Source organism: Pseudomonas sp. DR48 (assembly GCF_019823085.1).
Taxonomy (GTDB): domain Bacteria; phylum Pseudomonadota; class Gammaproteobacteria; order Pseudomonadales; family Pseudomonadaceae; genus Aquipseudomonas.
This window is the reverse complement of record NZ_CP081946.1, coordinates 2,386,147-2,398,921: the sequence shown is the minus strand read 5'-3', so window position 1 is coordinate 2,398,921 and position 12,775 is coordinate 2,386,147. Positions and strand designations below refer to the sequence as shown.

Sequence of the window (12,775 nt, the reverse complement as noted above, 5' to 3'; positions counted from 1 at the left end):
CCCTTGAAGGTGAGGTCTGATGATTCGTTTCCTGCTCCTGGGTTGCTGTCTGTTGCTGAGCGCTTGCGCCAGCAGTCCGCCGCTGCCCGAGCAAACCCCGAACCTGTCGTTGCCGCTGCAGTTGCACATCCAGCGCCTGGTCGCCGAACAACGTCAGGACTGGGTGCTGGTGATCCAGCGTGAAGGCCCTGGCATTCGCTGGTCGATGATGGATTTGCTGGGCATTCCACAGGCTCGCCAGAAACTGATCGATGGCCAATGGAAAGCCGACGGCCTGTTGCCGCCGAACCCGGAAGCCCGGGAGCTGTTCGCGGCGTTGCTATTTGCGCTAACCCCCAAGGATGAACTGTCGGGCAACTACCCCACGGCTTGGCAACATGGCAGTCAACGCTCCTTGCCCACGCACTGGGACGTCCGTTATTCACAACCGATGAGCTTCGAATTGAACCTGCCCAAAGGTCCCAAGTATCAAGTCACACCCTTGAGCGGAGACGCTCCATGACCGCCTATCTGAATGCCCTTGGGGTTATCTGTGCCCTGGGGCGCGACAAAACGGAAGTCGCGCGCAATCTGTTTGCCGGTGATTGCTCCGGCATGCGCAGCGAGGCTGGCTGGGTCCCGGAGCGCTCATTGCCGGTGGCGGCAGTGCGTGGCGAATTGACCCCGATTCCAGCGGAACTGGCTCAGCAAGCCAGCCGTAACAACCAGTTGCTGCTGGAAGCCGCGTTGCAAATCCGCGAAGACATCGATCGTGCGATCCAGACCTACGGCCGTGACCGTATCGGCGTGGTGCTGGGCACTAGTACGTCGGGTATCCATGAGGCCAGCCGTGGCCTGGCCCATTACATTCGCGAGCATCATTTCCCTGCCGATTACGACTATCAGCAGCAGGAGCTCGGCGCACCGGCCAATTTCCTCGCCGACTGGCTGCAATTGAGCGGCCCGGCTTACGTGATCTCGACCGCCTGCACCTCCAGCGCCCGGGCGCTGATGAGCGCCCAACGCCTGCTGGATCTGGGGGTGTGCGACGCGGTGCTGTGCGGCGGCGTCGACAGTTTGTGCAAATTGACCCTCAACGGCTTCTCGGCGTTGGAAGCGGTGTCCGAGCAACGTTGCAATCCGTTTTCAGTCAACCGCAACGGCATCAATATCGGTGAAGCCGCCGCGCTGTTTCTGATGAGCAAAAATGCCGGCGACGGCCAGCCGATTGCACTGCTAGGCAGCGGTGCCAGTTCCGATGCGCACCACATTTCTGCGCCGGAACCGACTGGCCGTGGCGCCTTGCAAGCCATGCGCAAAGCCTTGAGCCGAGCAAATCTGCAACCCGCTCAGATCGGTTACCTGAACCTGCATGGCACCGCGACCCAACACAACGACGCCATGGAAAGCCTGGCTGTAGCGACCCTGTTCCCGCAAGGCGTCCCGTGTTCTTCAACCAAGCCGATGACCGGTCACACCCTTGGCGCCGCCGGTGCCCTGGAAGCGGCGTTCTGCTGGCTGAGCCTGAGCACGAACAACCGCGAGCAGGCCCTGGCGCCCCACGTCTGGGACGGCCAGCCTGATCCTGAGTTGCCGGCGCTGGATTGGGTGACCCCGACCGATCGCCTGACGTCCATTGCACCTCGCTACTTGATGAGCAATTCCTTTGCCTTCGGTGGCAACAACGTCAGCCTGATAATCGGAGACGCCCCATGATTGACTGGCCGATCGCCGAACTGCTGCCGCACGCTGGCGATATGATCTTCATCGAACAGATTCTGGAGTTCGATGACGACCAGATCCGCACACGCCTCATCGTCAGGCCAGATGGCCTGTTCAGCCGTGCCGACGGCAGCATGCCCGCCTGGGTCGGCATTGAACTGATGGCCCAGAGTGTCGCCGCGTATGCCGGTTGCCACGCGCGCCAGCGGGGCGATGGCGTGGTGCTGGGTTTTTTGCTCGGTACGCGCAAATTCGAATGCAACGTGGAACACTTCCCCGTTGGCACCGAGCTGACCATCCACGGGATGCGCTCGCTGGAAGACGATAACGGCATGGGCGTGTTCGAATGCCACATCAACGCTCCAGGCATTCACGCCACCGCCCGTCTGAACGTGTTCCGCCCACCTCAGGCCGCTCAATATCTTCATGAACCCGAAGGAGTCCAGTCATGACTGAATCCGTACTGGTCACTGGCTCCAGCCGTGGCATCGGCCGCGCCATCGCGCTGCGCCTCGCCCAGGCAGGGCATGACATCGTCCTGCATTGCCGCAGCGGTCTGGCGGACGCCGTGATCGTTCAAGGCGAAATCCAGGCGCTGGGGCGCCAGGCGCGCATCCTGCAATTCGACGTGTCCGACCGCGCCGGCTGCAAAGCCATCCTCGAAGCCGACGTTGAAACCCATGGCGCCTACTACGGTGTCGTGCTCAACGCCGGCCTGACCCGCGACGGTGCTTTTCCAGCACTGAGCGAGGATGATTGGGATGTGGTGATGCGCACCAACCTCGACGGTTTCTACAACGTGCTGCACCCGGTGATGATGCCGATGATTCGTCGTCGTGCTGCCGGGCGGATTGTCTGCATTACCTCGGTTTCCGGCCTGATCGGCAACCGCGGCCAGGTCAACTACAGCGCGTCCAAGGCCGGTCTGATCGGCGCGGCGAAAGCGTTGGCGATCGAACTGGGCAAGCGCAAAATTACCGTCAACTGTGTCGCACCCGGCCTGATCGACACGGCAATGCTCGACGAAAACGTGCCGGTGGAAGAACTGATGAAAATGATTCCCGCACAACGCATGGGCACCCCGGAAGAGGTGGCCAGCGCGGTGAATTTCCTGATGTCGGCGGAAGCGTCGTACATCACCCGGCAGGTTCTGGCCGTCAATGGAGGCCTGTGCTGATGAAGCGCGTCGTCGTCACCGGCATGGCCGGCATCACCTCACTGGGCAGCGACTGGGCAACCATCGCCGCCAACTTCGCGGCCAACCGCAGTGGCATTCGCCGGATGGACGAGTGGGATCGTTTTACCGAGCTCAACACGCGCCTGGCCGGCCCCATCGACGACTTCAAAGTGCCCAGCCACTGGACCCGCAAACAACTGCGCAGCATGGGCCGGGTCTCACGCCTGGCGGTCGGCGCGGCGGAACAGGCGCTGGCCGATGCCGGGCTGTTGGGTGACGAGTCGATCAAGGACGGGCGCATGGGCGTCTCCTGCGGCTCCTCCACCGGCAGCACCGACGAGATCAAGGCATTCGGCAACATGTTGCTCAACTCGGTGGCCGAGGGCCTGAACGCCAACTCCTACGTGCGGATGATGCCGCACACCACCGCGGCCAATATCAGCATCTTCTTTGGTCTCACCGGCCGATTGATCCCGACCTCCAGCGCCTGCACCAGCGGCAGCCAGGGCATCGGTTATGCCTACGAGTCGATCAAATTCGGCCGCCTGCCACTGATGCTCGCCGGCGGCGCCGAAGAACTGTGCCCGACCGAAGCCATGGTCTTCGACGCGCTCTACGCCACCAGCCTGAAAAACGATGCACCGCAGACCTCTCCGCGTCCCTACGACAGCGCCCGCGATGGCCTGGTGATTGGCGAAGGCGGCGGTATGCTGGTGCTTGAGGAACTCGAACACGCGCTGGCTCGCGGTGCGCGCATCCACGCCGAACTCGTCGGCTTCGGCAGCAACGCCGACGGCCAGCACGCCACCCGACCGGAACAGGTCACCATGCGCAGGGCCATGGAACTGGCGCTGGAAGACGCCGGGCTACAGCCGTCGGACATCGGCTACGTCAATGGTCACGGCACGGCGACTGAACAGGGCGACATCGCCGAAACACTGGCAACCAGTGCGCTGTTCGGCGAACACATGCCAATCAGCTCGCAAAAGAGCTTCCTCGGCCATACCTTGGGTGCGTGCGGAGCATTGGAGTCCTGGTTCAGCATCGAAATGATGAACCGCGACCTGTATGTGCACACGTTCAACCTTGACGATGTCGATCCGCTCTGCGGCAAGCTCGACTACCTGCGCGGCGAGTTCCGGCAGATGAGTAATGAATACGTGATGAACAACAATTTTGCTTTTGGTGGCGTCAATACCTCGTTGATTTTCCGTCGCTGGCACTGATCCGGACACGTTTGGAGTAAAGGGAATGACTCAGTTTCAGCGCATCGCCGCGCTGTTTGCCGTGGCGGTCGCGCTGAGCGGTTGCACCAGCAGTCCGGTGTACACCGCCAAGGAAACCTTCCCCAGCGACCGGGGTTTGAGCAACGACCGGATGAGCCGCGCCATTGTCACCGCGCTGATTGAACGCCAATGGGTCGTGCAATCGGCGCGCCCGGGCATGATCAAGGCGGCGATCACCGTGCGCGATAAACACCACGCCGAAATCGACATCCCCTACACCACGACCTCCTTTGAAATCGACTACCGCAACAGCCGCGGCCTGGACTACAAGGACGGCCGCATCCACGGCACCTACAACCGCTGGATCAACTACCTGCGTGATGACGTGATCAAGCAAATGGCCTCCGATCCGGATATCGATCAGGTCATCGCCTCGCAAGGCGCCTATGAACCCACCTTCCAGGACTTCCAGGAAGGCGTGAAACGCGCCACCGACGTCGGCCTGCTGGACGGCAGCGTCAAGTTCTACCTGGCCGGAGAAACGCTACCAGCGCAGGCGCGCAAACTGACCGCCGTGAGCAGTAGCCGACGAACCGACAACGAAGACAAGTCTGAGGAAGACGCCTGCTTCTGGGCCTTGCAATCGACCTTGGCGACCCTGCAGAGCAAAGCCAAAAAGGCCGGCGCCAACGCCGTGATCAATATTGCCGGCATCAACAAGCGCGACCTGAGCCAGGACACCGGGAAATACCAGTGCGCAGCCGACGGGGCGACAATACCGGGGCTGGAGGCGCTTAAGCCTGTGGTGACCGGGGTGGGGTTGCGAGGGGAGCTGGTAAAGGTTGAGTGAGGTGAGCACCTCGGAATCGAGTAGGAGACGGATTTACATCCGTCGTCCTCTCACACCACCGTACGTACGGCTCCGTATACGGCGGTTCAAATTATGCGATTAAGCCGAGTTATCGTATCCAGTATCGAGATCAGTCCGAGTCCATCCCAGAGCTTCTTCGGCAGCGCCTGATTCATATGAGGTGCCCCCGAATTCCACCAAGGGCCTCGACCATTGAACGCTGAGTGGTAAGCGCGCTGCTCGTCTATCCCCAAGCGCATCAGGTTGCGCGCCCTCGCTGAGGGCCGTTTCCATTGCCGCCAAAGAGCACAACGAAGCTTGTGACGCACCCACCCATCAAGTATCTCTAAAGCGCGTTTGCCCTGAGTGAGCTTGAAGTATCCAGCCCAACCGCGCAGCACAGGGTTTATACGCTCAATGGTATAGGCCATTTTACGTCCTCGTGCTCCGCGCAGAAGCGCCCCGAGCCGGTCGCGCAAGCGAAGCAAGCTCATCGTTGCCACTCGTAACCGTGGCTGTCGATGCCAGCTCATCCCATAGCCCAAGTAATCACACATCCACGATCCGGCTACTCGGCTCTTTTCCCGGTTCAGCGTCAGTTTCAGGCGCTGCCTCAGGAAACGCTCAACGCTAGCCATCACCCGTTCGCCTGCGCGACGACTGCGCACATAAATGTTCGCATCGTCGGCATAACGTACAAAACGATGGCCCCGCCGTTCCAATTCACAATCGAGTTCGTTGAGCAGGATGTTCGACAGCAACGGCGAGAGCGGGCCGCCTTGCGGCGTCCCTTCCTGCCGGCGACTGACGAGTCCGCCTGACATCGTTCCCGCTTCGAGATAACGACGGATCAGCGTGAGCACACATCTATCTTCGATTTGACGCTCGATGTAGGCCATCAATACATCGTGGTTGACCCGATCAAAGAACTTCTCCAGATCAAGTTCCACGCACCAGCGGTGACCCGCCGCCACATGGGCGCGGGCTGTTTCGATGGCTTGGTGAGCGCTTCTACCCGGTCGAAAGCCGTAGCTGTAGTCCGAGAACAGAGGGTCGAAGATTGGCGTGAGCTGTTGCAGCAAAGCCTGTTGAATCAGGCGGTCCACGACATTGGGGATACCCAGTTGCCGTGTTCCTCCTTTGGGTTTGGGGATGTCGACGGCGCGTACACCTTGCGGGTGGTACTCGCCTGCCAGCAACCGAGCCTTGAGGATCGGCCAATACTGTTTCACGTAGCCCGCCAAGTCGGCGACCGTCATGCCATCGGCACCCGTCGCCCCCTTGTTGCTGACTACGCGTTGATACGCACGCTTGAGGTTGGGGGGTGCGAGCACCCGCGCCATCAACGTGCCCGGCTCCGCGTTCGCCCCCGTCACAGACGCCGCTGATACCTGTGCGCTGTCAGCCGTCATCCTCGGATTCTGTCCGGGACTCGGAGTAACTGTCTTCTCTGGGAGAAATTTCTGCATTTCGGTATTCAACGAGACTTTGACGCCTACTAGCGGCATAACTTGTTCGGCCCTTGGTGGCGCGGTTAACCGCCACTTACTACGGCCTCGGCTGACTTCTGCACGTTCATCCCGTCGCCTCTCGACGCTCGGTAGCACAGCGGCAAACATGCAGATCTCCCAGGGTAATTCGCGCGACCTTCCTGCTTATGCCTGTCGGATTTACGTCGTAGCGCTCCGTGCAAGTATTGGGCTTTGATGAGCATTGCCACCTGACCCCGCTACGCCGCCTGATCCGCTTCCTGTTCGTCAGGCCAGCATTTTGCCTCGGGCTTCCTTCAGATTCGCAGTCACCCGCGACACCCTTGCCTCTGGCTAACACTTCCCCTTGCCGGGTGTGTAGAGGACTTTCACCTCCAAGTCCCCAGCGAGGCCACCACAGCCAAGCTGGTTGCGCTTACGCGCAACGCGCCATGCCTGGCGCACAACGACAAAGGGCGCCTTTCGGCGCCCCTTCACAAACAGGTCGGCTTGTCATCGCCCGTTACCTGTCTGGTTCTGCGATGGCTGGTTACCCAGGATCCTCAGAGTCTCACAAGCCCCTTTCGGGAACCGTCCAGATGCTTACTGAGCCTGAATCAACATGCTCTCAGCAACGCCCGCGCGACCCGTCTTGTCGTCGACGACTTGCAGGCTATTGCGCGCCTTGATGAAGCCCACTTTCACTTCCTGCCAGACGAAATAGTTCTTGCCGGCTTCTGCAGTGAGTTTCAGTTCGGAATCGTTTTCCGCCGAAGACACCAAGGTCTGCTGACCCGCCGGGACGGCTAACATCAGGTAAGACTTGGCGACAGTCTGGCCGACCGGTTTGCCATTGAGTGTCACAGGCATTTTCACCCCGGCACCCATGCTTTCATTGCGATAAACATAGATATGGGCTTTGTCGGGGTTTACCTGGAACGTCTTCGCTTGAGCGTCTTGGGTTTCATCAGCCATCTTTACCGAAGCACAACCACCGGTCAGCGCCATCAAGGCCAGCAAAGCGGTGAACGTTAACTGCTTGAACATCCTGTATCTCCATAGTGTGTGATGAGTCCAATGACGGTTATCGGCCGATCAGAAAAAAGACTAAGAGGAGCATCGAAAAAAATCTCCGCCCTTAAGGGGTCAGCTTCCTCGTCAACAATTCCACAAACGCCTTGGCCATCGGCGACTTCTGATCCTTTCGCTGCACCAGCCACACCGCCGACACCGCTTCCGGATCGAGCAATGGCCGATACACCACGCCATCAATACGCATCCGCTGATAAGACGCTGGCAGCACTGACACCCCCAGCCCCGCCGCTACCAACCCGATAATCGTCATCGCTTCGCCCGCCTCTTGCGCAAAGTGCGGGCTGAAACCTGCATCCCGCGCCAGGCTGAGCAATTGTGCATACAGACCACTGCCATAACTGCGTGGGAAAAATACGAAGGGTTCGAGGGCCAATGCCGACAGGAACAACCCCTCTTCGCTGCCGTTCACCAGCGGATGCTTGGAGCTGAGCACAGCCACCAGGGGTTCACGCATCAATTCCACCACGCTGAGGGAGTCCGGCAACCCCAGCGGTCGCATGATCCCGACCTCGATCGACTCATCCACCAGCGCATCGGCCACTTGGGTGCTGCTCATCTCCCGCAGGTTCAAATGCACGGCCGGAAACCGCTGGCGGAAAGAAAAAATCGCCTGGGGAATGGTCGAGTTGAAGGGGGCCGACGAGGTGAAGCCAATTTTCAGCTCACCCAACTCGCCAAGCTGCGCACGACGCGCCACGTCAGCGGCTTTATCGACCTGCGCCAGCACCAACCGCGCCTCTTCCAGGAACAACCGACCCGCCTCGCTGAGCTCGACCCGACGATTGGTTCGCTCGAACAGCCGCGCACCGACTTCCTGCTCCAGCGCTTGAATCTGCTGACTCAAGGGCGGTTGCGAGATGCCCAGCACCTGGGCGGCGCGGCCGAAGTGCAGTTCTTCGGCGACGGCGATGAAGTAGCGCAGGTGACGCAATTCCATGAAAACTCCATTAGGTCGTTAAACCTATCAAACAGGTCGAACAATATATTGGATTGAATCATTAGCCAGCTATATGCTTTTTTCATTGCCTGACCGGCTGCGTCCTCCGAGGTCTGAAGTGAAAACTGCTGTCGCCCCCCTTGCTCATGAAGTTCCGCCCGCTGCGGTAGACGATGCCGTCGCCGAATTGAAGGAGATCTACATCGAAAAAGGCACGCCGATGTTCATGCGCACGGTGCTGGCGCTGTTCTGCGGCGGTTTCGCGACGTTCGCCTTGCTCTACTGCGTGCAGCCGATGATGCCGCTGCTGTCCCACGAGTATTCGATCAATGCGGCGCAGAGCAGCCTGATCCTGTCGGTGGCCACTGGCATGCTGGCGATTGGTCTGCTGATCACTGGGCCTATCTCCGACCGCATCGGACGCAAACCGGTGATGGTCGCGGCCCTGTTCGCCGCCGCGCTGTGCACCATGGCCAGCGCGATGATGCCGAGCTGGCAAGGCGTCTTGGTGATGCGCGCGTTGATCGGGTTGTCGCTGAGCGGTCTGGCGGCAGTTGCCATGACGTACCTGAGCGAAGAAATCCACCCGCAACACATCGGCCTGGCGATGGGCCTGTACATCGGCGGCAACGCGATTGGCGGGATGAGCGGACGCTTGATTACCGGTGTGTTGATCGACTTCGTCAGCTGGCACACCGCAATGCTGGTGATCGGCAGCCTGGCGCTGATCGCGGCGGCGGTGTTCTGGAAAATCCTTCCCGAATCGCGCAACTTCCGCGCTCGCTCACTGCACCCGCGCAGCCTGCTCGATGGCTTCACCATGCACTTTCGCGATGCCGGCCTGCCGCTGCTGTTCCTTGAAGCTTTTGTGTTGATGGGCGCGTTTGTCACGCTGTTCAACTACATCGGTTATCGCCTGCTGGCCGAGCCCTACCATATGGATCAGGTGTTCGTCGGGCTGCTGTCGGTGGTGTACCTGTCGGGTATCTACAGCTCGGCGAAAATCGGTTCGCTGGCTGACAAACTGGGCCGGCGCAAAGTGCTCTGGGCGACGATCGTGCTGATGCTGGCAGGCCTTGCCCTGACGATGTTCACGCCATTGCCGCTGGTGATCATCGGCATGCTGATCTTCACGTTTGGCTTCTTTGGCGCGCACTCCGTGGCCAGCAGCTGGATCGGGCGCCGGGCGATCAAGGCCAAGGGGCAGGCGTCGTCGCTTTATTTGTTCAGCTATTACGCCGGATCGAGCATCGCCGGAACGGCGGGTGGGGTGTTCTGGCACATGGGTGGATGGAATGGGATCGGGTTGTTCATTGGCGGGCTGCTGGTGATTGCGCTGCTGGTGGCTTTGAAGCTGGCGAAGTTGCCGCCGTTGGGCGGTGTAAAGGCCTGACAACCATCCCTGTGGGAGTGAGCCTGCTCGCGATGGCGGCGTAACAGACGACATTGATGTTGGATATTACGGCCTCATCGCGAGCAGGCTCGCTCCCACAGGGACCGAGTGTTGCCCGAGATCTCCATACAAAAACGCCCGGCATCTGCCGGGCGTTTTTTATTGGGCGACGATCACTCGTGATACTGCGCCGACAATTCGTGAACCGCGCGCAGGAACGCACCCGCGTGTTCCGGATCAACTTCCGGCGTGATGCCATGGCCAAGGTTGAACACGTGGCCGCTGCCTTTGCCGTAGCTGGCGAGGATCCGGCCGACTTCGGCGCGAATGGCTTCTGGCTTGGCGTACAACACAGTCGGGTCCATGTTGCCTTGCAGCGCGACTTTATTGCCGACACGTTGGCGGGCTTCGCCGATGTCGCAGGTCCAGTCCAGGCCCAAGGCATCAGCGCCAGCGTCGGCAATGCTTTCCAGCCACAGGCCGCCATTCTTGGTGAACAGAATGACCGGAACCTTGCGGCCTTCGTGTTCGCGGATCAGGCCACTGACGATTTTGCGCATGTAGGCCAGGGAGAATTCCTGGTACGCCGCCGCCGAGAGGTTGCCGCCCCAGGTGTCGAAGATCTGCACCGCTTGCGCGCCGGCCATGATCTGGCCATTGAGGTAACTGGTGACCGACTGCGCCAGCTTGTCCAGCAGCAAGTGCATGGCTTGCGGGTTGTCGTAGAGCATGGCCTTGGTCTTGCGGAAGTCTTTCGACGAACCGCCTTCGACCATGTAGGTGGCCAGGGTCCATGGGCTGCCGGAGAAGCCGATCAGTGGCACGCGGCCGTTCAGTTCGCGGCGGATGGTGCTGACCGCGTCCATAACGTAGCCGAGGTCTTTGTGTGGATCGGGAATCGGCAGGGCTTCGATGTCGGCCAGGGTGCTGACGACTTTCTTGAAGCGCGGACCTTCACCGGTTTCGAAGTACAGGCCTTGGCCCATCGCGTCGGGGATGGTGAGGATGTCGGAGAACAGGATCGCCGCGTCCAGTTGAGGATAGCGGTCGAGCGGTTGCATCGTGACTTCGCAAGCGAACTCCGGGTTCATGCACAGGCTCATGAAGTCACCGGCCTTGGCACGGCTGGCGCGGTATTCCGGCAGGTAGCGACCGGCCTGACGCATCATCCACACAGGGGTGACGTCTACGGGTTGCTTGAGCAGGGCGCGAAGGAAACGGTCGTTCTTCAGGGCAGTCATGTCGGCATCCGGAAAAAAAGTGCGGGCATTTTCTCAGAGCGCGACACAAAAGGCACGGTTGCAGGTCAGCCTTTTGTCTATCGGGTCAATTTGTCGCGGGGGAATGCAGTGATTGCAGCACCACAAAACACTGTGGGAGCTGGCCTGCCGGCGATGCAAACACCTCGGTTGGTCTGGTAGACCGAGGTGTCTGCATCGCCGGCAGGCCAGCTCCCACAGGTATTGCATTCCAAACTATTGGAAAGTGATCAGACGCCCAGGTAATCGAGGATCCCTTCAGCGGCATTACGCCCTTCGAAGATCGCCGTTACCACCAGGTCAGAACCGCGAACCATATCGCCACCGGCGAAGATTTTCGGGTTGCTGGTCTGGTGCTTGTACTTCCCTTGCTCCGGGGCCACGACGCGGCCCTGGCTGTCGGTCTGGATGCTGTGCTGTTCGAACCACGATGCCGGGCTTGGACGGAAACCGAAGGCGATGACCACGGCGTCGGCCGGGATGATCTCTTCAGAACCCGGGATAGGCTCAGGGCTGCGACGGCCACGGGCGTCCGGCTCGCCGAGACGGGTCTCGACCACCTTCACACCTTCGACGCGGTCTTCACCGACGATGGCGATCGGCTGGCGGTTGTAGAGGAATTTCACGCCTTCTTCCTTGGCGTTCTTCACCTCTTTGCGCGAACCCGGCATGTTTGCTTCGTCGCGACGATAAGCACAGGTCACCGACTTGGCGCCCTGACGAATCGAAGTACGGTTGCAGTCCATCGCCGTGTCGCCACCACCCAGCACCACAACCTTCTTGCCTTTCATGTCGACGAAATCTTCCGGCGACTTTTCAAAGCCCAGGTTGCGGTTGACGTTGGCGATCAGGAAGTCGAGCGCGTCATGCACGCCCGGCAGATCCTCACCGGCAAAGCCGCCCTTCATGTAGGTGTAGGTGCCCATGCCCATGAACACGGCATCGTATTCTTCGAGCAGTTGCTCGACGGTCACGTCCTTGCCCACTTCGGTGTTCAGGCGGAACTGGATGCCCATGCCGGTGAAGACTTCGCGACGATTGCTCAGCACGGTCTTTTCCAGCTTGAACTCGGGGATGCCGAAGGTCAGCAGACCACCGATTTCCGGGTTCTTGTCGAACACCACCGGCGTCACGCCGCCGCGTACCAGCACGTCAGCACAACCCAGGCCGGCCGGGCCTGCACCGATGATTGCAACACGCTTGCCGGTCGGCTTGACCTTGGACATGTCCGGGCGCCAGCCCATGGCGAACGCAGTGTCAGTGATGTATTTCTCGACCGAACCGATGGTCACCGCGCCGAAACCGTCGTTGAGGGTGCAGGCACCCTCGCACAGACGGTCCTGCGGGCACACCCGGCCGCAAACTTCCGGCAGGGTGTTGGTCTGGTGCGACAGTTCGGCGGCCTGGAGGATGTTGCCCTCGGCCACCAGCTTCAGCCAGTTCGGAATGAAGTTGTGCACCGGGCACTTCCATTCGCAATACGGGTTACCGCAACCCAGGCAGCGGTGGGCCTGATCGGCCGAATGCTGGGGTTTGAAGGGTTCGTAGATCTCCACGAACTCTTTCTTGCGTTGACGCAACAGTTTCTTCTTCGGATCCTTGCGCCCGACATCGATGAACTGGAAGTCGTTATTTAGACGTTCGGCCATCTTCAAAACCTCGTACACG

12 protein-coding genes are annotated in these 12,775 nt (G+C 60.3%); 7 read left to right on the top strand and 5 right to left on the bottom strand.

The window, feature by feature from the left end; all coding sequences use genetic code 11:
- Window positions 1–19 precede the first annotated feature (19 nt).
- The 6 genes from K5K95_RS10955 to K5K95_RS10930 are packed head-to-tail and all read left to right on the top strand — an operon-like array spanning window position 20 to window position 4,954.
- On the top strand, window positions 20–502 hold the full coding sequence (locus tag K5K95_RS10955; RefSeq protein ID WP_222589450.1) for a hypothetical protein: 483 nt from the start codon (window positions 20–22) through the stop codon (window positions 500–502).
- Window positions 499–1,695 (top strand): beta-ketoacyl-[acyl-carrier-protein] synthase family protein, encoded by a 1,197-nt coding sequence (locus tag K5K95_RS10950; protein ID WP_222589449.1) that lies wholly within the window; start codon window positions 499–501, stop codon window positions 1,693–1,695. The genes K5K95_RS10955 and K5K95_RS10950 overlap by 4 nt, the downstream gene beginning before the upstream one ends.
- Window positions 1,692–2,153: a hotdog family protein gene (locus K5K95_RS10945; protein ID WP_222589448.1), complete on the top strand. Its 462-nt coding sequence runs from the start codon at window positions 1,692–1,694 to the stop codon at window positions 2,151–2,153. Before K5K95_RS10950 ends, K5K95_RS10945 begins: the two co-directional genes overlap by 4 nt.
- On the top strand, window positions 2,150–2,878 hold the full coding sequence (gene fabG, locus K5K95_RS10940) for a 3-oxoacyl-ACP reductase FabG (RefSeq protein WP_222589447.1): 729 nt from the start codon (window positions 2,150–2,152) through the stop codon (window positions 2,876–2,878). The genes K5K95_RS10945 and fabG overlap by 4 nt, the downstream gene beginning before the upstream one ends.
- Window positions 2,878–4,104: a beta-ketoacyl-ACP synthase gene (locus K5K95_RS10935; RefSeq protein WP_222589446.1), complete on the top strand. Its 1,227-nt coding sequence runs from the start codon at window positions 2,878–2,880 to the stop codon at window positions 4,102–4,104. Before fabG ends, K5K95_RS10935 begins: the two co-directional genes overlap by 1 nt.
- Window positions 4,105–4,129: 25 nt before the next feature.
- Window positions 4,130–4,954, top strand: a complete 825-nt coding sequence (locus K5K95_RS10930) for a hypothetical protein (protein ID WP_222589445.1) — start codon at window positions 4,130–4,132, stop codon at window positions 4,952–4,954.
- Between the two features lie 86 nt (window positions 4,955–5,040).
- Here K5K95_RS10930 and ltrA read toward each other — a convergent pair whose 3' ends face one another.
- The 3 genes from ltrA to K5K95_RS10915 form a co-directional block, all read right to left on the bottom strand.
- Window positions 5,041–6,462 (bottom strand): group II intron reverse transcriptase/maturase, encoded by a 1,422-nt coding sequence (gene ltrA / locus K5K95_RS10925; protein ID WP_222589444.1) that lies wholly within the window; start codon window positions 6,460–6,462, stop codon window positions 5,041–5,043.
- 564 nt (window positions 6,463–7,026) lie between these two features.
- A complete protein-coding gene (locus K5K95_RS10920; protein WP_222589443.1) occupies window positions 7,027–7,470 on the bottom strand; it encodes a DUF2846 domain-containing protein in 444 nt (147 codons plus the stop codon).
- Window positions 7,471–7,561: 91 nt separating this feature from the next.
- A complete protein-coding gene (locus K5K95_RS10915) occupies window positions 7,562–8,455 on the bottom strand; it encodes a LysR family transcriptional regulator (RefSeq protein ID WP_222589442.1) in 894 nt (297 codons plus the stop codon).
- A gap of 118 nt (window positions 8,456–8,573) precedes the next feature.
- On the opposite strand from K5K95_RS10915, the gene K5K95_RS10910 reads away from it, so the two are divergent.
- Window positions 8,574–9,848 carry an MFS transporter gene (locus K5K95_RS10910; protein WP_222589441.1) on the top strand — a complete coding sequence of 425 codons (1,275 nt, stop codon included), beginning with the start codon at window positions 8,574–8,576 and terminating at the stop codon, window positions 9,846–9,848.
- Between the two features lie 173 nt (window positions 9,849–10,021).
- Here the strand turns inward: K5K95_RS10910 and hemE are convergent, their stop codons facing one another.
- Both hemE and K5K95_RS10900 read right to left on the bottom strand, forming a co-directional pair.
- Complete coding sequence (gene hemE / locus K5K95_RS10905) at window positions 10,022–11,089, bottom strand: uroporphyrinogen decarboxylase (protein WP_222589440.1); 1,068 nt, start codon at window positions 11,087–11,089, stop codon at window positions 10,022–10,024.
- 248 nt (window positions 11,090–11,337) lie between these two features.
- Window positions 11,338–12,756 carry an FAD-dependent oxidoreductase gene (locus K5K95_RS10900; RefSeq protein WP_222589439.1) on the bottom strand — a complete coding sequence of 473 codons (1,419 nt, stop codon included), beginning with the start codon at window positions 12,754–12,756 and terminating at the stop codon, window positions 11,338–11,340.
- Between the last annotated feature and the right edge of the window lie 19 nt (window positions 12,757–12,775).

Bases quoted from the DNA above. Each gene is read 5' to 3' on its own strand.
- K5K95_RS10955 (WP_222589450.1), top strand. From the start codon at position 20: ATGATTCGTTTCCTGCTCCTGGGTTGCTGTCTGTTGCTGAGCGCTTGC.
- fabG (WP_222589447.1), top strand. From the start codon at position 2,150: ATGACTGAATCCGTACTGGTCACTGGCTCCAGCCGTGGCATCGGCCGC.
- K5K95_RS10950 (WP_222589449.1), top strand. From the start codon at position 499: ATGACCGCCTATCTGAATGCCCTTGGGGTTATCTGTGCCCTGGGGCGC.
- K5K95_RS10930 (WP_222589445.1), top strand. From the start codon at position 4,130: ATGACTCAGTTTCAGCGCATCGCCGCGCTGTTTGCCGTGGCGGTCGCG.
- ltrA (WP_222589444.1), bottom strand. From the start codon at position 6,462: ATGCCGCTAGTAGGCGTCAAAGTCTCGTTGAATACCGAAATGCAGAAA.
- K5K95_RS10920 (WP_222589443.1), bottom strand. From the start codon at position 7,470: ATGTTCAAGCAGTTAACGTTCACCGCTTTGCTGGCCTTGATGGCGCTG.
- K5K95_RS10915 (WP_222589442.1), bottom strand. From the start codon at position 8,455: ATGGAATTGCGTCACCTGCGCTACTTCATCGCCGTCGCCGAAGAACTG.
- K5K95_RS10935 (WP_222589446.1), top strand. From the start codon at position 2,878: ATGAAGCGCGTCGTCGTCACCGGCATGGCCGGCATCACCTCACTGGGC.
- K5K95_RS10900 (WP_222589439.1), bottom strand. From the start codon at position 12,756: ATGGCCGAACGTCTAAATAACGACTTCCAGTTCATCGATGTCGGGCGC.
- K5K95_RS10945 (WP_222589448.1), top strand. From the start codon at position 1,692: ATGATTGACTGGCCGATCGCCGAACTGCTGCCGCACGCTGGCGATATG.
- hemE (WP_222589440.1), bottom strand. From the start codon at position 11,089: ATGACTGCCCTGAAGAACGACCGTTTCCTTCGCGCCCTGCTCAAGCAA.